We start from the raw sequence: 20,216 nt of genomic DNA, 5'->3' as shown, positions 1-20,216 counted from the left end.
CTTGCCCGTCACGCCACCGCTCTGGATACACAACTCATGGCAACACTGGCGCTCAAGCAGCTCAAGAAGCAGTACCCCAATGGCTACAAGGCCCTGCATGGCATCGATCTGGCTTTCGGCGAAGGCGAGCTGATCGTCATCGTCGGCCCGTCTGGCTGTGGCAAGTCGACCCTGCTGCGCACTCTGGCGGGCCTGGAGGACACCTCCGAGGGCGATCTGGAGATCAACGGCAAGCGTGTCAATGAGCTGGAGCCCGCCGAGCGCGACATCGCGATGGTGTTCCAGAACTACGCGCTCTACCCGCACATGAGCGTGTTCGACAACATGGCCTACGGCCTCAAGAACCGGCGCACGCCCAAGGACGAGATCCAGCAGCGCGTCAGCGAGGCCGCCGAGCTGCTGGGCCTGACGGAGCTGCTCGATCGCCGCCCCAAGCAGCTCTCCGGCGGCCAGCGTCAGCGAGTCGCCATGGGGCGCGCCATCGTGCGCAAGCCGCAGGTCTTCCTGTTCGATGAGCCGCTCTCGAATCTGGACGCCAAGCTGCGCGTGCAGATGCGTCTCGAGATCCGTCGCCTGCAGAAGCGCCTCAAGGTCACTTCCGTCTACGTGACCCATGATCAGACCGAAGCCATGACCCTGGCGGATCGCCTGGTGGTGATGAATGGAGGCCATGTCGAGCAGTTCGGCACGCCGATGGCGCTCTACGATCAGCCCGCCAGCCAGTTCATCGCCGGCTTCATCGGCTCGCCGGCGATGAACTTCCTGAGCGCCACCCAGGCACAGACCGGCCTTGCGCTGCCGTGTGGCGCAACCATTGCCCTGCAGGGCGAAGGCCTGGCCACGGGCGCTGAGCTGACCCTCGGCATTCGCCCCGAGCACCTGCAGGTACTGGGAACAGCCGATGCCCTGCCCGCAGGGGCCGCGGAGCTTGAGGCGCGCATCGAGCTGGTCGAACCGCTGGGCGCGGACACCCTGGCGTACTGCCGACTGCAAGGCCAGAGCGAGCCGCTGGTGGTGAGACTCGATGGCGAGCACGCCGTCGCGGAAGAACAGACGCTGCGCCTGGCCATCCTTCCGGCGCGTGCCCATCTGTTCGGCACCGACGGCAAGCGGCTGGCAACCCGCGAGCAGGCGACAGCGGCCATCGAATGAGCGCTGTCGTCCTGTCGCGGGGCGACGGAACCCCTTGCCCTGATAACGTCATCATTGGATGGTAATGCTTGAGACCTGCCCTGATCCGTCTCGCGTCTGAGCATCAGTGATCCGCCTCGACCGATCAGCGCCACAGCTGCGTGGCGGGCAGACATGCCATTCTTTCTGTGAGGATTCACCATGGTTTCATCGTCACATTCAGCCGACGCATCACATTCAACTGACAGCGTCCTGTCCCTGCCCCTGGCGATCGCACATCGCGGCCTGTCGGCCTATGCGCCGGAAAACACCCTGGCCGCCATTCAGGCGGCGCATGAGGCCGGCTTTCAATGGGTGGAACTGGACGTGCAGTTGCTGGGCGATGGCACGCCGGTCATCTGGCACGACGCCGGCGTGAATCGCTGCTCGGATGGGCGTGGCAAGCTCAAGAATCTCGATTGGGACAGCGTGCAGACCTTCGATGTCGGCAGCTGGTTCAATGCGTGCTTTGCCGGTGAGCGCATGGCCTCTCTCAAGCAGGCGCTGGAGCTGATCGCACGCCTGGACATGCGCCTGAATCTGGAACTCAAGCTCAGCCCTGGCCACGATGCCCAGGCGCTGGTCGATGCCGCCATCCCGATGGCCAGCGCCCATCTGCCCGCCTCACACCTGATCATCTCGTCGTTTGATCCCCAGGCGCTGCGCCTGACGCGTCAACGCGACCCGCAGGTGCATATCGGCCTGCTCTACGATGACATCCCCGACGACTGGCAGAGCCTGGCCGATGAGCTGAACGCAAGTTCCGTGCATGCCGACTGGCGCGCCCTGACGCGGGCCGCGGCCAGTGACATCACCAGCCGTGGCCACAAGCTGCTCTGCTACACGCCCAACGATGCAGCCGCCTTTGCACCGCGCTGGGCCTGGGGTGTGGATGCCGTCATCAGCGATGACCCGGCCATCTTCAGCGAGGAGGATCGCGAGCCCACTCTACCGAACAACACCACCACGCAAGGGCTACCCCAGACATGACCCCGGGCATCGAGCGCGACAGTCGCAGCGTTGAACACGCCAGCAATGAAGCACTGACGCCGCGCCAGCAACAGATTCTCGAGCGACTGGCCCGCGAGGGCCAGCTGGCGGTCGACCCGCTGGCCCACGCCTTCGACGTCACGCCCCAGACCATCCGGCGTGACCTGGGCGTGCTGTGTGAGCGCGGGCTGGCGCGTCGGCGTCACGGCGGCATCGAGCGCCCACCGGGCGGCTACAACCTGGGACATTCCCAGCGCATCATGCTGGCGCGCACTGCCAAGCAGGCCATGGCCGCCAGCGTGGCCGCCGAGATTCCCGATGGCGCCACCCTGGCACTGGGCATCGGCACCAGCGTGGTGGCGGTCGCCGAAGCCTTGCTTGCCCGGCGCGGCCTGCGCGTGATCACCAACAATCTGCAGGTGGCCCAGGCGCTCTCGACCCACCCGGATGTCGCCGTCCAGTTGGCGGAAGGACAACTGCGCCCACAGGATCTCGATGTGGTCGGCAGTGCCACCGTGGCCTTCTTCGCGCGCCATCAGGTCGATATCGCGGTCCTCGGCTGTGGCGGTCTCGATGCCGGTGGACTGCTCGACTTCGACCCGGAAGAGGCCGCGGTCAGCCGTGCGCTGGTCCATCACGCCCAGCGCCGGATTCTGGTCGCCGATGCCAGCAAATGGGGCCGCGCCGCCATGTGCCGCATCGCCCCGCTCGAGGAGATCGACCTGCTGGTCACCGATGAGCTGCCCCATCAACCCGATTATCGCAGCGCGCTTGAGGCTGCCAGCCAGCAGAGCCTGTCGGTGCGCTTCACTGCCTGAACCGAGGCGCGTCGCGCAAGCCGGCACGCATCGACGATACTGAAGGGACACGCGACTGATGACAGCCGCGCTCCCGCTTACCTTCTGAGGATTTCTGGAACCACCATGCAAGCCTTCGCCCACTGTCCTGCCAGCACCCTGTCGGGTATCCGGTATCTGTTGACCGATATCGATGACACCCTCACCCATGAAGGGCGTCTCGCGGCATCGACGCTGGCGGCGCTGGAGCGCCTGGATGCCGCCGGCATCAAGGTCATCCCCGTCACGGGCGGCTGTGCGGGCTGGTGCGATCACATCGCACGCGCCTGGCCGGTCGCCAGCGTGATCGGTGAAAACGGCGCCTTTGCCTTCCGCCGCCAGGGGCAGCGCATCCTCACCACCTGGTGGGAAGACGAGCAGCGCCTGCGCGCTCGCCAACGCCATGTCATGACCGTCGCCCGCCAGCTGCTGCTCAACCATCCGCGCGCGGCACTGGCGCAGGACCAGCCCTTCCGCTTCGCCGATGTCGCGGTGGACCACTGTCAGGCGGTCGGCCCGCTGGTCCAGAGCGAGATTCGCGCCATCATCGCCGGTTTCACGGCCGCCGGTATTCAGGCGCGCGCCAGCTCCATCCACATCAATGCGTGGCAGGGCGAGTTCGACAAGGCGCGCATGGCGGTGCGAGTCCTCACCGAGACCTTCGGCCTGGACCGCATGCAGCTGGAGCAGGAGGTGATGTACGTCGGCGATGCCCCCAATGATGCGCCGATGTTCGCCACCTTCCGCCACACCGTGGGCGTGGCCAACATCATCCAGCACCGCGCGGCACTCGGCTGGGAGCCCAGCTGGGTGACACGCCACAGTCATGGCGCCGGGGTCGAGGAAATCGCCGAAGCTCTGCTCACGGCACGCAAGGGAGTCGAGAGCGTCAAGACAGACGCCTGACCCTGTGACTGAAGGCAGCCACAGGCCTCCAGCAGGATGACGGCCACAGGCCTTTGGACAGAAGTCAGCAGACAGGCATGAAAAAAGCCCGCATGGCATTGCCATGCGGGCTTTTGTTATCCATAAGATAACGAATAACGCCAACTACCGGCTATCAATCCCCGAAAAACAATCCCCGCAGACCCTCGCCCGGATCATCAAAGCGCATGAAGGCTTCTCCCACCAGGAAGCCGTGGACGCCAGCGTCGCGCATCTTCGCCACATCGTCACGGGTATGGATGCCAGATTCGGTGACCACACGCACGCCCTGCGGCATGTCGGTCAGCAGGTCCAGCGTCGTCTCCAGCGACGTCTCGAAGGTGCGCAGGTCGCGGTTGTTGATGCCGACCAGCTCGATGCCCAGCGCCAGTGCACGCTTGAGCTCTTCGCCGTCATGCACCTCGACCAGCACATCCATGCCCAGCTCACGCGCCTGACGATACAGAGCACTCAGGCGCGCATCGTCCAGCGCCGCGACGATCAACAGGATGCAGTCGGCGCCGATGGCACGTGCTTCCAGCACCTGATACGGGTGGATGATGAAGTCCTTGCGAATCACCGGAATCGAGACGGCGTCGCGCGCCTCGATCATGAAGTCCTCATGCCCCTGGAAGAAGTCGGCATCAGTGAGCACCGACAGGCAGGCCGCACCGGCCTGCTCGTAGGCCACGGCGATCTCGGCGGGCACGAAGTCTTCACGGATCACGCCCTTGGAGGGTGACGCCTTCTTCACTTCGGCGATGATGGCCGGCTCGCCACGGTCGATGCGCGACGTCAGCGCCTCGATGAAGCCGCGCGGCGCGCTCTGCTTCTCGATCAGGGTCTGCAGGTCCGCCTCGCTCACCGCGGCGCTGCGCTCGGCGATCTCTTCTTCCTTGCGCGCCAGAATCCTGGCCAGGATGGTCGGCAATGCCTTGTCAGTCGTCTGCTCGGTGCTCATCAGCGGGTCGCTCCTTGATCATTGACCTGGGCGTAGACACGGGTGAAATCCGCCAATTCCTTCATCTTCTCGAATGGCAGCTTGCTGGCCTGCACGTCCTCGGCAATGCTGACACCCTCCTTGAGACTGTCCGCGATGCCCGCCACGTAAAGGGCCGCGCCGGCATTGAGTGCCACGATGTCGCTGGCCGGGCCTTCATCACCGCGCAGCGCCTGCTGCACCAGCTTGAGGCTGGCATCCGAGGTCTCCACCGCCAGACTTTCCAGCGACTGGCGCGCAATACCGAAGTCTTCCGGCGCGATGCGGTATTCGCGGATCTCGCCATCCTTGAGCTCATTGACCAGCGTCGGTGCCGCCAGCGAGATCTCGTCCAGACCATCATCGCTGTGCACCACCAGCACATGCTCGGCCCCGAGGCGCTTGAGCACCTCGGCCATCAGCGGTACCAGCGCCGGGTCATAGACCCCCAGCACCTGTCGGGTGGCGCCGGCCGGATTGGTCAGCGGACCGAGGATGTTGAACATGGTACGCACCCCCATCTCGCGGCGCGGGCCGATCACGTGCTTCATGGCGGCGTGATGATTGGGCGCGAACATGAAGCCGACCCCGATATCATCGATGCAGCGTGCGACCTGCTCGGCGTCCAGCGCCAGATTGATGCCGGCCGACTCAAGCAGGTCGGCACTGCCGGACGATGACGAGACACTGCGGTTGCCGTGCTTGGCCACATGGCCACCGGCGGCCGCCACCACGAAGCTTGCCGCCGTGGAGACATTGAACAGGTTGGCACCATCACCGCCGGTGCCGACGATATCCACTGCATCGGTGGCGCGCACCGTGACCCGCGTCATCAGCTCACGCATCACCTGGGCGGCGGCGGCCAGCTCATCGACGGTCTCGCCCTTCATCGACAGCGCCATCAGCAAGGCCCCGATCTGCGCCTGGGTCGCCTCGCCGGTCATGATGGCCGTCATGACCGCATGAGTGTCGTCGTAGCTCAGGTGCTGGCGGCGCATCACGGCGCCAATCGCCTCACGCATCTGCATGTTGTGTCTCCGCAGGCGCCAGCCTCGGCGGCTGACGCATGAAAAAATAGGATGTGACTCTTGCGATCAACGCACGCTCAGGCGGCTTTCGCAGCCTCGCCGCGACGCAGGAAGTTAGCCAGAAGCTCATGACCCTGCAATGTCAGGATCGACTCAGGGTGGAACTGGACACCTTCGACATCCAGCTCGCGATGGCGCAGGCCCATGATCAACTGCGGCGTGACATCGTCATCATCCGTCCAGCTGGTGACGATCAGACACTCGGGCAGGCTTTCGCGATCGACCACCAGCGAGTGATAACGCGTGACTTCCAGCGGCTCGGCCAGCGCGGCAAAGACACCGCTGTTGTCGTGACGCACGGCGGAGGTCTTGCCGTGCATCACCTGGGGCGCACGTACCACCTTGCCGCCGTAGACCTGACCGATGGCCTGGTGACCGAGGCACACGCCCAGAATCGGCAGCTTGCCGGCGAAGTGGCGAATGGTTTCCAGCGTGATGCCGGCCTCGTTGGGCGTACACGGCCCCGGGCCCAGCACCAGATGTGATGCACCGAGCGCCTCGATCTGCTCGAGCGTGATGGCGTCATTGCGCACGGTCAGCACTTCCGCGCCCAGCTCACTCAGATACTGGACGATGTTGTAGGTGAAGCTGTCAAAGTTGTCGATCATCAGCACGCGTGGCGTGCTGGCGTCCTGCGAAGTGAATGTCTGCATGGTCAGTGTCCATTCTCGGGAGCGGATCATGCGCCGTGTTTGACCGGCCTGCCCGCTCTCCTGTGGTGTCGTTCCCGCCGTCCAGCAACAAAAATGCCGCCCTGGTCGGCGGCATTCTTCTGGTCGTACGTCCTCGAACTTCAGACATGCGAAAGCCGCCCCCTTGTCAGGAGCGCCACCACTGCTGGCTGAGGTCGTGCGGGTTACGTAGCGTCATGGGTCAATAGTGCGTTGAGCTGCCAGGAGTGTCAATCACATGCGCCGTTGCAGGGAGTGACCCGCGAACACTGGCGAGTCACTCCCGAAATGCGTGGCGCGCCGATCAGTCCAGATTGTCCAGACCGCGCTCCGCCATCGCCACGGCACGGAACAGGGCACGCCCCTTGTTGAGGGTCTCGTCCCACTCGGACTGCGGCACGGAATCGGCCACGATGCCGGCGCCGGCCTGGACGTGCAGCACCTTGTCCTTGAGCACCGCGGTGCGGATCGCGATGGCGGTATCCATGTTGCCGTGCCAGGAGAGATAGCCCACCGCGCCGGAATAGATGCCGCGCTTGACCGGTTCCACCTCATCGATGATCTCCATGGCGCGAATCTTCGGCGCGCCGGACAGGGTGCCGGCCGGGAAGGTGGCCCGCAGCACGTCCATCGGCCCCAGGCCTTCCTTCAGCTTGCCGGTGACGTTGGAGACGATGTGCATGACGTGGGAATAGCGCTCCACCACCATCTGGTCCGTCACCTTGACGCTGCCGGTCTGACTGATGCGACCGGCGTCGTTGCGGCCCAGATCGATCAGCATCAGGTGCTCGGCGACTTCCTTGGGGTCTGACAGCAGGTCCTTCTCCAGCGCCAGGTCTTCCTCTTCGGTGGCGCCGCGCACGCGGGTACCGGCGATCGGGCGCACCGCGACCTCGCCATCCTCGAGACGCGAGAGAATCTCCGGCGACGAGCCGATGACGTGGTGGTCATCCAGATTGAAGAAGAACATGTACGGCGAAGGATTCAGGCTGCGCAGTGCACGGTAGAGATCCAGCGGCGCGGCGCGGTAGGGAATCGACATGCGCTGCGACGGCACGCACTGCATGACATCACCGGCCAGCACGTATTCCTTGATCTTCTCCACTGCGCCCTTGAAGCCTTCCTCGGTGAAGCCGGAGGTGAAGTCGGTCTCCTTGACCGGCTCGCCGCCGGTGCCGGGGCTGACGGTGTTCAGCGTCGCGCTGCGCAGCTGGATCTCGAGGCGCTCGAGACGCTCGCAGGCGGCCTCGTAGGCGTTCGGCGTTGCCGGGTCGGCGTGGGTCAACAGCGTCAGACGCCCGGACAGGTTGTCGAAGATCACCAGCTCGTCGGCGACCATCAGCAGGATGTCCGGCACGCCCAGCGGGTCCGGCTTCTCGACGCCGCGCAGGCGCGGTTCGATATAGCGCACGGTGTCATAGCCGAAGTAGCCGACCAGGCCGCCATTGAAGCGCGGCGCACCGTCGATGACCGGCACGCGGAAGCGGGTCTGGAACTGCTCGATCCAGTCGAGGGGGTCCTCGACCTCGGTCATGCCGGTCTGCTCGCCATTGATCAGATGCGAGACCACCTGGCCACGCACCTCGATGCGCTCACGACACGGCAAGCCGATGATGGAGTAGCGCCCCCACTTCTCTCCGCCCTGCACGGACTCCAGCAGGAAGGTCCACGGCATGTCGGCCAGCTTGAGATAGGTAGACAGTGGCGTGTCGAGATCCGCCAGCACGTCACGGGTGACGGGAATGCGGTTGTAACCGGCTTCGGCCAGTTCAGCGAAGTGTTGTGGGGTCATCATGACCTGCAGTTCCTTCCACGGAGGGTGCGTTGCCGACACGGGGCCGGCTTGTCTGGGACTCAGTCTATCATCGCGGATCGCTGGCGGCAGCGCTGGTGGAGGCAAGTTCTGCCATCTCATGCCTCACTGTGCGCCCGAGCGGGACACCAGCCTTGCTCTGTCAATCAATTCCCATCAATCAGCGTCACTCAGCCATCCACGACCAGCTCGGCGAGTGAGTCGACGAGGTAGTCCGGGTGGCTGCGCGCGATCGGCTCGCCATGGTTGTAGCCGTAAGGCACCGCCAGGGTGCGGAAACCGGCGGCGCGGCCTGCCGCGATATCGTGGCGCGAGTCACCGACCATCAAGGCCTGACGCGGCACCACTCCCAGCCGCTCGGCGGCGAACAGCAGGGGCGCGGGGTCCGGCTTGCGCGTCGGCAGGCTATCGCCGCCCAGCGCCAGCGCGAAATGCTCGCTCAGCGCGAAGTGCGAAAGCAGCGGCTCGATGAAGGCTTCCGGCTTGTTGGTGATCAGCACCAGCGGGATCCCGGCCTGGCGCAGCCCCTCCAGGCATTCCCGCACGCCGGGATAGAGTCGCGTACGCGAGCTGGGGTCGGCGGCGTAATGTGCCAAAAAGCTCTGATGCGCCTGCTCGACCCGCGCCAGGTCATCGGTCGCCAGGCCATGTGCTGCCAGGGCGCGCTCCACCAGTACCCGCGACCCATTGCCGACAAAGTCGCGTACCCGCGCCTCCCCCAGCGCCGTCAGCCCCTCTTGCTCAAGCATGCAGTCGATCGCATGGGCGAGGTCCGGCACCGAATCGATCAGGGTGCCATCGAGGTCGAAGGCGACCATCTCGATCGCCCTGAGCGACGGATGTACCGGACCTGTGAATGTGGGATGATCGTGCATCCTTGCTCCTTTTCAGCGACAGAATTCGTGTAGGTGCCAAAAGCGCAACACCGAGTTCTCGCGTGCTCATGGCGAATATACGTAAAATAACGACATTTCGCGCATGCAGCACTATTTAGCACGCTCATTATCTTGTTATCATAGCGGTATCGCGACGCCAGTTATCGACTCCGGGCCTTGCATGTCCTGACTCGATAGCCGGCCGACACTTTTCACACCTTCCCATCAATCTTGTCACTGAGGAGCACTCAATGGCCATTCCCCGCATCGTAGTCGTTGGCGGAGGCGCCGGCGGTCTGGAACTCGTCACCAAACTGGGCCACAAGCTGGGCCGCAAGAAGAAAGCCGAGATCATTCTGATCGACCGCAATTCCACGCACATCTGGAAGCCGCTGCTGCACGAAGTGGCCACCGGCGTGCTGGATTCCGGTCTCGATGAAGTCTCCTACCAGGGCCATTCCAAGGCCCACGGCTACAAGTTCCAGCGCGGCACCCTGGAAAGCCTGGAGCGTGAAGAGAAGCAGCTGACCCTGGCCGCCATCCATGACGCCAAGGGCAACGTGCTGCTGCCCGCCCGCCAGCTCAGCTATGACTATCTGGTACTGTCACTGGGCAGCGTATCCAATGATTTCGGCACCGAAGGCGTCGCCGAGCATTGTCACTTCCTGGACAGCCCGCAGCAGGCCGAGAAATTCCGCCGCGACATGCTCGACACCTTCCTGCGCTTCAGCGCCAACGGCGAGGAATGTGAGCGCCAGCAGCTCAACGTCGCCATCATCGGTGCCGGCGCCACCGGGGTCGAGCTCTCCGCCGAGCTGTTCGATGCCTCCAAGATGCTGCACAGCTACGGTTTCTCCTCGCTGGAAGACCGCCAGGTCAAGGTCCACCTGATCGAGGCCGCACCGCGCATCCTGCCCGCCCTGCCGGAACGCATCGGCAAGCCGGTCGCCAAGGAGCTGACCAAGCTGGGCGTCGATATCCACGTCGATACCCGGGTGACCTGCGCCGACTCACGCGGCATCACCACTGCCGATGGCACCCTGATCGAAGCCGACCTGAGCGTCTGGGCCGCCGGTATCCGTGCGCCCGCCTTCCTGTCCGAGCTGGGTCTGTCCACCGAGCGCAACCATCAGGTCAAGGTGCACCAGACCATGCAGAGCATCGATGATGAGTTCATCTTTGCCCTCGGTGACTGTGCCAGCTGCCCGCAGCCAGATGACAAGCGCGTCCCGCCGCGCGCCCAGGCCGCTCACCAGCAGGCCAGCCTGATGGTCAAGAACCTGCGCGCCGCGATGGCCAACAAGCCGCTCAAGGACTTCGTGTTCAAGGACCACGGCTCGCTGATCTCGCTGGCACACTTCGATGCCGTCGGCTCGCTGATGCGCGGTGCCTCGGCGCGTTCGCTGTTCATCGAGGGCCGCCTGGCCAAGTTCTTCTACGCCTCGCTGTATCGCATGCACCAGATGGCGATCCACGGCGTGGTCAAGACCGGCATGACGGTGGTGGTCGATGGCCTGAACCGCTACCTGCGTCCGAAGATGAAACTGCATTGATCGCTCGCCAGTAACGCAAAACGTAAAACGCCCCCGACGGATTCCGTCGGGGGCGTTTTCATTTCACGCATTCAATCAAGCAGACCGTCAGGTCTCGCCAAGCAGGCTGTCCAGTGTCATCTCGCCGGCGATCAAGCGACGCTTGGCCGCCACACTCAACTGCTTGACGCGATACTCGAGCTTGAGCGCCCGCGAGCGATCGCCGACCACCTGTTGATAACACAGCGTCAGCGGCCCCTTGCCGCGCAGCGCTCGCGCACCGCGCTTGCCGCCCTCATGCTCGCTCAGGCGGCGCGCCACATCGGTACTGATACCGGTATAGAGGCGCCCCTGGGCCGTCTCGAGCACATACAGCGACCACTCGCTGAGCGCCGCGCCGTGAGCCGAGCCGTCGGCTGCCTCGCCAGCTCGCGCGCTGTCATCCGTCACGCGATCAGCTGCGCACGCTGGCAAGCTCGGCACGCAGCTTCGCCAATACACTGTCGTAGCGGTTGGCATCGCTGTCACTGCGCGCATTGAAGATGGCGGAACCGGCCACGAAGGTGTCGGCACCGGCACGCGCGATCTCGGCGATGTTGTCGACCTTGACGCCACCATCGATCTCGAGACGGATGTTGTAGCCGGAGGCATCGATGCGACGACGCGCTTCACGCAGCTTGTCGAGGGTACCGGGGATGAACGACTGGCCGCCGAAGCCCGGGTTGACGCTCATCAACAGGATCATGTCGACCTTGTCCATCACGTAGTCGAGGTAGGAGAGCGGCGTGGCCGGATTGAATACCAGACCGGACTTGCAGCCCGCATCACGAATCAGCTGCAGCGAGCGATCGACGTGATCGGAGGCTTCCGGATGGAAGGTGATGTAGCTGGCACCGGCCTCGGCGAAGTCACCGATCATGCGGTCGACCGGCGTGACCATCAGGTGGGCATCGATCTCGGCGCTGATGCCGTAATCACGCAGCGCCTTGCACACCATCGGCCCGATGGTCAGGTTGGGCACGTAATGATTGTCCATCACGTCGAAGTGGACGATATCGGCCCCGGAGGCCAGCACATCCTCGACCTCCTGCCCCAGGCGGGCGAAGTCAGCGGACAGGATCGACGGGGCAATCTTGAAGTCATTCGGCAGTAGTTCAGACATGTCATCAGGCGCCAGCGAGAAGTGGAAGGGGCATTTTACGCCACCCTCTCACAAAAGACAGGCGCTGTGTGAATGTGCACCGCCAGCCTGCTGGTCCGTCGCTGCCGCCCTACATCTGCCTCCCTACTGAGAGTCACTCCCCCCAAAGTCGCCACATCGCCTTTCCAAATCAGACACCAACAAGAATATTGCCGTGCAAAGTTGAAATTGGTGCATTAGCAACTGATAGTTAAGCTGTTCTCTCGGCCCAGTGAGCAGCTCGCTGGCCTTCTGCGCATGTTCCTCGCACTGCACGCGTCATGTCGCATCTCTTATAACGATAACAGGAACCGACACCTCTCATGTTCGACACCTCTCTCGCAAACCGCAGACATCTCAAGGCGCTGGCCGCCGCCGCACTGTTGCCGCTGGCCGGCCTGCTGCCGACGGCGATCCCCGCCGCCTTCGCCGAGTCTTCCGCGATTCTGGAAGGCGAGCGCTTCCACCCCCAGGAAGGTCAGCACGGCATGGTCGCGACCAGCCACTATCTGGCCTCTCAGGTCGCACGCGATGTGCTGGCCGATGGCGGCAACGCCGTCGACGCCGCCGTGGTAGCAGGCTTCGCGCTGGCCGTGACCCAGCCGCGTTCAGGCAACATCGGTGGCGGCGGCTTCATGCTGGTGTCGGATGAGAAGACCGGCGAAGTGGTGGCCATCGACTACCGCGAGAAGGCCCCGGCGGCGGCCAGCGAGACGATGTTCCAGGACGAGAATGGCGAGGCGGTCTCCGAGTGGTCACGCTTCACCCACCGTGCGGCAGGCGTGCCCGGCACCGTCGCCGGCCTGGCCAAGGCGCTGGAAGACTACGGCACCCTGAGTCTCGAGCAGGCGCTCGCCCCGGCCATCAAGCTGGCCGAAGACGGCTTCGTGATTCCGACGCGCTTCGCCAAGGGCTTGAGCGATGCCAAGGACCGCCTGGCCAAGTGGGACAGCACCGCCAAGGTGTTCTACAAGCCGGATGGCAGCAACTATCAAGCGGGTGAGCTGTTCAAGCAGCCGGAACTGGCCGCGACCCTCAAGCGCATCGCCGCCAATGGTCCGCGCGAGTTCTACGAGGGCGAGACCGCCCGGCTGATCGTGGCCGAGATGGAGCGCCACGACGGCATCATGACGCTGGATGATCTGAAGGCCTACGAGCCGGCCATCCGCGAGCCGGTCCACGGTACCTATCGTGGCTATGACATCTTCTCGATGAGTCCGCCCTCCTCCGGCGGCGCGCACATCGTCGAGATTCTCAACATGCTCGAAGGCGATGATATCCAGGCGATGGGCTTCAATTCCGCCGCCACCCTCCACGTGATGGCGGAAGCGATGCGCCGCGCCTACGCCGACCGCTCCGAGTATCTGGGCGACACCGACTTCGTCGATGTGCCGCTGTCGGGCATCATCTCCAAGGACTACGCCAAGGAATTGCGCGCCCAGTTCGAGCTCGACAAGGCAACGCCCTCCAGTGAGGTCAAGCCCGGCAAGCCACAGCCGTATGAGTCCAATCAGACCACCCACTTCTCGATTGCCGATGGCAATGGTCTGGCCGTTTCCAATACCTACACCATCAACTTCAGCTACGGCTCCGGCATCGTGGTCGATGGCGCAGGTTTCCTGCTCAACAACGAGATGGATGACTTCTCCGCCAAGCCGGGCGTGCCGAATGCCTATGGCCTGATCGGTGGCGTCGCCAACAAGATCGAGCCGAACAAGCGCATGCTGTCTTCCATGAGCCCGACCATCGTGATGAAGGATGGCAAGAACTTCCTCGTCACCGGTAGCCCCGGCGGCTCGCGCATCATCACCACTACCCTGCAGGTGATCATGAACGTGATCGACCACGGCATGAACATCCAGTCGGCGGTCAGCGCACCGCGCATCCACCACCAGTGGCTGCCGGACGAGATTCGCATCGAGGCGGGCATCAGCAAGGACACCATCCGTCTGCTCGAGGCGATGGGCCACAAGGTGGTGACCAAGGACGCCATGGGCGCCATCCAGTCGATCATGATCGACGACGGCACCTTCTACGGCGGTGCCGACCCACGTCGCTCCACCTCTTCGGCCATGGGGCTGTAGACGACGGCTGCGACGGGGTAGCCTCTGCACCGCATCACCGAGCTGCCCCATCAATGACGCCTTGACCCCATTGATGGGGCGGGCTATCTGTGACGGGCGACACTTCAGTGTCGCCCGTTCGCGTCTTGCTGCGCCATCACGCCCTCTGCCCTACAAGGTGCCCTCGTGTCCTCAACCAAGTCACTCACGCCACCCATCTCTGGCTGGCGGCAATGGGCCAACCGCTATCCGGTCGCCTTGATCGCCCTGGCGCAGCTGTTCGGCACCAGCCTGTGGTTCACCCCCAATGCAGTACTCACGCCGATGCTGGCGAGCTGGGGCTTCGCCGGCGATAGCGCCGCGGCACTCGGCCAGCTGACCTCCTCGGTGCAGGGCGGCTTCATCGTCGGCACCCTGGGGCTGGGGCTTGCCGGCCTGGCGGACCGCTTCGCGGCGCGCCATCTGTTCATGGCTTCCTGCGTGCTGGGCGCGCTGACCAATCTGGCGTTGCTGATCGCGCCGGGACTGCTGAGCGCCTCAGGCTTGCGCGTGCTAACGGGGCTGGCACTGGCCGGCATCTACCCCATCGGCTTGAAGCTGATGGTGCAGACCGCACCGGACCGTGCCGGTGCCGCACTCGCCTGGCTGGTCGGCATGCTGGTGCTTGGCACCGGGCTGCCGCATGCGCTGGCCGCACTGCAACAGGGCGAAGGCATGCAGCTGCCGTGGGGCGCGGCCATCAGCACCGCCTCGCTGCTGGCCATCGTCGGTGCCGGTCTGGTCGCCTTGCTGGCTCCACCGGTGGCGAAAGCCACCTCAGCGCCCCGCCAAGCACCAGCGGCGAAAGACAGCCGCAACACCTTTCTGGCCCGCGCTACTCGGGGACTGGCGGCCTGGCAATATCCCGGCTTCGTGCGCGGTGCACTGGGCTACTTCGGCCACATGTGGGAGCTGTACACCCTGTGGGCGCTGACACCTCTGCTGCTGCCCCAGATGGCCAGCGCGACAGGCGTGACGCTCTCTCCTGCCACCCTGGCCTGGCATAGCTTCCTCGTCATCGCCATCGGCGCGCCCGGCTGCGTCATCGGGGGCTGGCTCTCGCGCAGCCGAGGCAGCCTGTGGGTCGCGCGTCTCGGGCTCGCCGGTTCGGTGACGCTGACGTTGGTCTTCGTCGCCGCCACGCAGCTTGAGGCCGGTTACGGCGTGCTGCTGGCACTGCTGGCGCTGTGGAGCCTTCTGGCCGTGATCGACTCACCGCAGTTCTCGGCGCTCGCCGCGGGCGGCACCCCGGTCGAGCTGCAGGCCAGTGCCCTGGCGATGATGAATGCCTTCGGCTTCAGCCTGTCGCTGGTCTCGATCGCCTTGCTCACGCCACTGATCGCCGGCCACGGCAGCCTGCTGCTGCTGGCCTTGCTGCCCGGCCCGCTGCTGGGCCTGCTGGCCTTGAGCAGACGCGTCGACGGCGCATGAGCCATGGACCATGGGCTACGGGCTACGGGCCATGAACCTCGACCACTGTCGCTTGCAGAGGACAGCCGTGAGCCTGAATTTCCACTACGCTCAGGCGCCATTCTGGCCCTATACTCGCGCCATTGTGCTCCGGCCATCCCGCGCGGCAGGCGAGATATTGGCAACGGATGGCCGAGATGACTCCCATGACAACCGGCCTCAGGCCCAGGAACCCCGATGATGATGCACAAGTTGCGCACCACCTGCATGAGCGTGGCACTGATCGCCACGGCGGCACTTCTCAGCGCTTGCGGCACCAGCCCGCAGCGCCTGTACGTCAATCCGCAGGTCGGCGAGATGGGCGTGGTCGGTCACGGGCAACAGGTGGTGGTGGACGTGCTCGATGAGCGTCCGTCAGAGCGCATCGGCTCTCGCGATGGCGCCACCAATGCCTCGAGCTATCTGGTCGTGCCGACCGGCGACCTGACACCCAAGCTTGAGGCCCAGACCGTCAGCGCCCTGCGCCGCATGGGCTTCGTGCCGGTGTCCGCCGAACAGGCCAACCAGGGCGCAGCAGAGCTGACCATCTCGCTGACCGAGCTGGCCTATGGCGTGAAGCGTGGCGGCCTGATCACCGATACCGCGACACTCAATGGCGTGATCAAGGCCGTCGCCGTGTCCGGCAAGCAGCGCTATACCGGCAGCTACACCGCGACGCGTGACCAGGGCTATGCCCTCAAGCCGAGCCAGGAGAAGAACACCGAGATGGTCTCTGAGGTGATCGGCGATGCGCTGACTCGCGCCTTCCAGGACACCACGCTGATCCGCCAGCTCGACCAGTAGGCTTGATCAGCAAGCTCGATCAGCAGCTCGCCACCAACGAAAACGCCACCGCCGCCCATTGGGCGGCGGTGGCGTTTTTCATGAGGACTGAACCTTCATGAGGACTGGACCTGACTGACAAGGTCACCCCTGAGTCGTCAGCGACGCGGTCCCTTGCGCACTAGACTCCATACCGTCTCACGCAAACCGCGCTCATCCGGGGCGCGACGCTCCAGCACCTCAAGCGTGAAGTTGGCGCTCAACAGCTGACGAATCTCGTCTTCAGCGACATGGAACGGCGGCCCCTGATGCTGCTCCGTCTGCCGCTCGAGACTGATCAACAGGCCACGCGCGCCCGGGGGCAGCAGCTGCGCCAGATGGAAGGCATAGCGCTGCCGGGTGGCCGGCGGCAAGGCGATCAGCGCGGCGCGATCATAGAAGGCGTCCAGATGATCGACATGGTCGATATGGAAGTGGAAGAAGTCTCCGCACCACAGCTCGACCATGCCCTGGCGGAAGCATTCGAAGTGCTCCAGCCGATAGCGCGAGACATCACCGGCGCCTTCGGCGACGAACTGCTCGCAGGCCTGGCGCGCAAGCTCGATGCCCAGCACCGGATAGCCCTGCGCCGCCAGCCAGCGCATGTCGAGACTCTTGCCACACAACGGCACCAGCACCTTGGCGCCCGCCGCGATCTCAAGCCGCGGCCACCAGCGCTCCAGCGCCGAATGCGTGGCGGGCAGATGAAAGCCGATCCGCCCTTCCTGCCATCGCGCCAGCCAGGGGTCACTGGCCGGCGTCGCGTCCATCGTCGTGTCTTGTGCCGACATGAGCTGGCGCACTCCCTCTGCTATCGGTTACCGGGATGCCTTACAGGAAGCCGTGACGCTTCTTCTTGCGACGCGGCAGGTGCGGCACGATCAGGCCGACCAGCAGGCCGACCCCAGCCACGCCACCGCCGTACATGAAGTAGCGCATCAGCAGGTCCTGCTTCTTGGTATCGAGCTTGGTTTCCATGTCCTGCATCTTGCTGCGCGCCTGGGCAAGCTCGGCTGACTGGCTGTTGCTGGCCTGCTCAAGCTCTTCGATGCGCGCCTGACGCGTCTCGAGGCCGGTCTTCATGTCCTCGACACGGGTTTCCCACTCTTCATTGATGCCATCGAGCTTGGCAGTCAATTCCTTGACCCTGGCGCTCAGCTCGGGCACCCGGGCATTGACGCTCTGGGTGTCCTGCAGGTCAGCGGAGGGAATCCACACCACGTCGCCGCTGGCGGTGCGGATCTTGCTGTAGTCATTCTGGACCTCGAGCAGCTCGACCGGCTGGCCGGCTTCCACCGTGCCCACGATGCGGTAGCCATCCGTCGGGCCACTGCGCACGAAGGTGGTGAGGTCATCGGCGACCCAGCGGTCGGTGGCCGCATTGGCCAGCGGTGCGCCCAGCAGCAGGCTGCCGGCGACGCCAGCCCCCAGCACCACACGGCGCAGTGAGCGCGCAAGCGTCGAACACGGCGATCGGGGTGACAGGAGACCGAAAGATGAAGGGGTGCTGGTAATGGAGAATCGCGTCATATCGTGTTCTTCATGGCTGTCTAAGGGCGTAAGCCGACCGTGTCAGGCGTGTGGGCACGAGGAGCAAGCGCGCTGAATCCTGCGTCCCCACATGCCGAACATGATCGACCGCTTTTGGGCGAAGGAAGGCTCGCCCTGTCTGCCCATGCGGTGTCTGCCAGGTTGCGCAATGCAAGGCGTCCTGCCTGGCATCGCTGTCGCGCTTGGACGTACGGTAACGAAATTGCCGCGAGAAAAATCCGAGACTGTCATTTCAGTGTCTTCAGACATCCACACTTTCTGTGGATAAGTCTTGGGACAACCTCAAAGGGGCAGGTCTGCGCACGGCGAAATGCCTGCCCCGCCAACAAATCGATCAAATTTTAACCAGCTCAGGCAGCCGGGCTATCGGCATGAAAACCTCAACAAATCAAGCCATTGACAGCCTGATGTGCGTTGCGCAACACCTGCCTGATAACTATGAAACATGCCAAGCCCCTGTTGTAGCGTCAGGGCATGCGCGGGCTTTCTCGTGAGGATACCACAGCCACCATCAGGCTGAACCGGTGGTTGGCAGGCATCCTCCTCATTGCTGACAGCGATGCGACAGGGCTGGCCGCATGGCCGGCAGACTCCTATACTGTGCCGTCCCGATTTTGGCCTCGACCCGATCAGCATGCCGCTTGGCACAGTATCGTCGCGCCCTCGATTCCCGGCCAGCCATCGGCGCCGGGGCTCATTCATTACAAGTCGCGCCCGCTTCTCCTGACCGCTGACGCTGCCCGCCACCACCATGTGCCCGGGCGCGAGGCGCACGAAGCCCGGGCGCGCAGCTCAGAGCGTTCACACAAGGCAATGGCGAAGAAACTCTTCATCAAGACTCACGGCTGCCAGATGAACGAGTATGACTCCGCGCGCATGGCGGATCTGCTCGGCGAATCGCATCAGATGGAAGTCACCAGCGACGAATCCGAAGCAGACGTCATCCTGCTCAACACCTGCTCCATCCGCGAGAAGGCGCAGGAGAAGGTGTTCCACCAGCTGGGACGCTGGAAGAAGCTCAAGGAAAAGAACCCGGAGCTGGTGATCGGCGTCGGCGGCTGCGTGGCCAGCCAGGAAGGCGACAACCTGCGCAAGCGTGCCCCGCATGTGGACATGGTGTTCGGCCCGCAGACCCTGCACCGCGTGCCGAAGATGCTCGACACCCGCCGCGACAGCCTCAAGCAGATTTCCGTGGTCGACGTGACCTTCCCCGAGATCGAGAAGTTCGACAACCTGCCCGCGCCCAAGAGCGACGGTGCCAGCGCCTTCGTCTCGGTGATGGAAGGCTGCTCCAAGTACTGCACCTTCTGTGTGGTGCCCTACACCCGCGGTGAGGAAGTCTCGCGTCCCTTCGAGAAGGTGATGGATGAAGTCATCCACCTGGCCGACCAGGGCGTGCGCGAGATCAACCTGCTGGGCCAGAACGTCAACGCCTACGCCGGTCTCAACCAGCTGGGCGAGGAGATCGACCTCGCCGAGCTGATCAGTTGCGTGGCGCAGGTCGAGGGCATCGACCGCATCCGCTTCACCACCTCGCATCCGCTGGAGTTCAAGGACTCGCTGATCGAGGCCTTCGGTGAGATCCCGGAGCTGGTCAGCCACCTGCACCTGCCGGTGCAGTCGGGCTCCAACCGCATCCTGGCGGCCATGAAGCGCGGCCACGAGCGTGACCTCTACATCGACAAGCTCGAACGCATCCGCGCGCTGCGTCCGGACATCAGCTTCTCCTCCGACTTCATCGTCGGCTTCCCGGGCGAGACCGATCAGGACTTCATGGACACCATGGACCTGATCGGCCAGATCGGCTTCGATCACTCCTTCAGCTTCATCTACTCCGCGCGTCCGGGCACCCCGGCGGCGAATCTGGAAGATGACACTCCGGAAGAGGTGAAGAAGGAGCGCCTGCTCATCCTGCAGGAGCGCATCAACCAGCAGGCGATGCAGATCGGTCGCAAGATGGTCGGCACCACCCAGCGCATCCTGGTCTCCGGCTTCTCGCCGCGTGACCCGGGCCTGCTGTCCGGGCGCACCGAGAACAACCGGGTGGTCAACTTCCGCGCCGCCAACCCGACCGAGCTGATCGGCTACCTGGTGGATGTCGAGATCACCGAGGCCTACCCCAACTCGCTGCGCGGTGAGCTCAGCTCGCCCTACCGCTATTGATCGCTCCTCGCTCACGACATTGACGAGGCGCCATCAGCCCCCACTATCAAGCAGATAGCCACGCTGGCCGT

General features: G+C 64.3%; 18 protein-coding genes. 9 read left to right on the top strand and 9 right to left on the bottom strand.

What is annotated here, in order from left to right; translation table 11 throughout:
* Positions 1-36 precede the first annotated feature (36 nt).
* From IZU87_RS11500 to IZU87_RS11485, 4 genes are all read left to right on the top strand, one after another.
* On the top strand, positions 37-1,152 hold the full coding sequence (locus tag IZU87_RS11500) for a sn-glycerol-3-phosphate import ATP-binding protein UgpC (RefSeq protein ID WP_213114589.1): 1,116 nt from the start codon (positions 37-39) through the stop codon (positions 1,150-1,152).
* Between the two features lie 180 nt (positions 1,153-1,332).
* Positions 1,333-2,160, top strand: a complete 828-nt coding sequence (locus IZU87_RS11495) for a glycerophosphoryl diester phosphodiesterase (protein WP_213114588.1) — start codon at positions 1,333-1,335, stop codon at positions 2,158-2,160.
* Positions 2,157-2,978, top strand: a complete 822-nt coding sequence (locus tag IZU87_RS11490; RefSeq protein ID WP_213114587.1) for a DeoR/GlpR family DNA-binding transcription regulator — start codon at positions 2,157-2,159, stop codon at positions 2,976-2,978. The genes IZU87_RS11495 and IZU87_RS11490 overlap by 4 nt, the downstream gene beginning before the upstream one ends.
* A gap of 105 nt (positions 2,979-3,083) precedes the next feature.
* On the top strand, positions 3,084-3,902 hold the full coding sequence (locus IZU87_RS11485; RefSeq protein ID WP_213114586.1) for an HAD-IIB family hydrolase: 819 nt from the start codon (positions 3,084-3,086) through the stop codon (positions 3,900-3,902).
* Between the two features lie 154 nt (positions 3,903-4,056).
* On the opposite strand, the gene trpC is transcribed toward IZU87_RS11485, so the two are convergent.
* From trpC to IZU87_RS11460, 5 genes are all read right to left on the bottom strand, one after another.
* Entirely contained in the window at positions 4,057-4,881 is an 825-nt protein-coding gene (trpC, locus tag IZU87_RS11480) for an indole-3-glycerol phosphate synthase TrpC (RefSeq protein ID WP_213114585.1), read from the bottom strand.
* Positions 4,881-5,927: an anthranilate phosphoribosyltransferase gene (gene trpD / locus IZU87_RS11475; RefSeq protein ID WP_213114584.1), complete on the bottom strand. Its 1,047-nt coding sequence runs from the start codon at positions 5,925-5,927 to the stop codon at positions 4,881-4,883. Before trpD ends, trpC begins: the two co-directional genes overlap by 1 nt.
* Before the next feature lie 77 nt (positions 5,928-6,004).
* The gene (locus IZU87_RS11470) at positions 6,005-6,640 is read right to left on the bottom strand and encodes an anthranilate synthase component II (RefSeq protein WP_107336649.1); all 636 of its coding nucleotides are present in this window, start codon (positions 6,638-6,640) and stop codon (positions 6,005-6,007) included.
* A gap of 322 nt (positions 6,641-6,962) precedes the next feature.
* The gene (gene trpE / locus IZU87_RS11465) at positions 6,963-8,450 is read right to left on the bottom strand and encodes an anthranilate synthase component I (RefSeq protein WP_043335326.1); all 1,488 of its coding nucleotides are present in this window, start codon (positions 8,448-8,450) and stop codon (positions 6,963-6,965) included.
* A 191-nt stretch (positions 8,451-8,641) separates the two neighbouring features.
* Positions 8,642-9,346 carry a phosphoglycolate phosphatase gene (locus IZU87_RS11460; RefSeq protein ID WP_213114583.1) on the bottom strand — a complete coding sequence of 235 codons (705 nt, stop codon included), beginning with the start codon at positions 9,344-9,346 and terminating at the stop codon, positions 8,642-8,644.
* Between the two features lie 251 nt (positions 9,347-9,597).
* On the opposite strand from IZU87_RS11460, the gene IZU87_RS11455 reads away from it, so the two are divergent.
* The gene (locus tag IZU87_RS11455; protein WP_043335266.1) at positions 9,598-10,899 is read left to right on the top strand and encodes an NAD(P)/FAD-dependent oxidoreductase; all 1,302 of its coding nucleotides are present in this window, start codon (positions 9,598-9,600) and stop codon (positions 10,897-10,899) included.
* Between the two features lie 87 nt (positions 10,900-10,986).
* Here IZU87_RS11455 and IZU87_RS17725 read toward each other — a convergent pair whose 3' ends face one another.
* Together IZU87_RS17725 and rpe are read right to left on the bottom strand one after the other, a co-directional pair.
* Positions 10,987-11,328, bottom strand: coding sequence for a GIY-YIG nuclease family protein (locus tag IZU87_RS17725; RefSeq protein ID WP_349305184.1), 342 nt, complete (start codon positions 11,326-11,328; stop codon positions 10,987-10,989).
* A 4-nt stretch (positions 11,329-11,332) separates the two neighbouring features.
* A complete protein-coding gene (rpe, locus tag IZU87_RS11445) occupies positions 11,333-12,040 on the bottom strand; it encodes a ribulose-phosphate 3-epimerase (RefSeq protein ID WP_043335268.1) in 708 nt (235 codons plus the stop codon).
* A 341-nt stretch (positions 12,041-12,381) separates the two neighbouring features.
* Between rpe and ggt the strand changes: the two genes are divergently transcribed.
* From ggt to IZU87_RS11430, 3 genes are all read left to right on the top strand, one after another.
* On the top strand, positions 12,382-14,142 hold the full coding sequence (gene ggt / locus IZU87_RS11440; RefSeq protein WP_213114581.1) for a gamma-glutamyltransferase: 1,761 nt from the start codon (positions 12,382-12,384) through the stop codon (positions 14,140-14,142).
* 165 nt (positions 14,143-14,307) lie between these two features.
* The gene (locus tag IZU87_RS11435; RefSeq protein WP_349305183.1) at positions 14,308-15,591 is read left to right on the top strand and encodes an MFS transporter; all 1,284 of its coding nucleotides are present in this window, start codon (positions 14,308-14,310) and stop codon (positions 15,589-15,591) included.
* Positions 15,592-15,807: 216 nt separating this feature from the next.
* Positions 15,808-16,413, top strand: coding sequence for a YajG family lipoprotein (locus IZU87_RS11430; RefSeq protein ID WP_052384762.1), 606 nt, complete (start codon positions 15,808-15,810; stop codon positions 16,411-16,413).
* Between the two features lie 137 nt (positions 16,414-16,550).
* On the opposite strand, the gene tmpT is transcribed toward IZU87_RS11430, so the two are convergent.
* Both tmpT and IZU87_RS11420 read right to left on the bottom strand, forming a co-directional pair.
* Positions 16,551-17,222 (bottom strand): thiopurine S-methyltransferase, encoded by a 672-nt coding sequence (tmpT, locus tag IZU87_RS11425; RefSeq protein ID WP_225996460.1) that lies wholly within the window; start codon positions 17,220-17,222, stop codon positions 16,551-16,553.
* Positions 17,223-17,262: 40 nt separating this feature from the next.
* Positions 17,263-17,961 carry a TIGR04211 family SH3 domain-containing protein gene (locus IZU87_RS11420; protein ID WP_082388145.1) on the bottom strand — a complete coding sequence of 233 codons (699 nt, stop codon included), beginning with the start codon at positions 17,959-17,961 and terminating at the stop codon, positions 17,263-17,265.
* A gap of 834 nt (positions 17,962-18,795) precedes the next feature.
* On the opposite strand from IZU87_RS11420, the gene miaB reads away from it, so the two are divergent.
* Positions 18,796-20,145 (top strand): tRNA (N6-isopentenyl adenosine(37)-C2)-methylthiotransferase MiaB, encoded by a 1,350-nt coding sequence (gene miaB, locus IZU87_RS11415; RefSeq protein ID WP_043335279.1) that lies wholly within the window; start codon positions 18,796-18,798, stop codon positions 20,143-20,145.
* The last annotated feature ends 71 nt before the right edge of the window (positions 20,146-20,216 follow it).

The organism is Cobetia sp. MC34 (genome assembly GCF_018340035.1).
In the GTDB taxonomy this organism is placed as follows: domain Bacteria; phylum Pseudomonadota; class Gammaproteobacteria; order Pseudomonadales; family Halomonadaceae; genus Cobetia; species Cobetia amphilecti.
The sequence above is the reverse complement of the archived record's forward strand: the minus strand, read 5'-3'. Positions and strand labels throughout refer to the sequence as shown.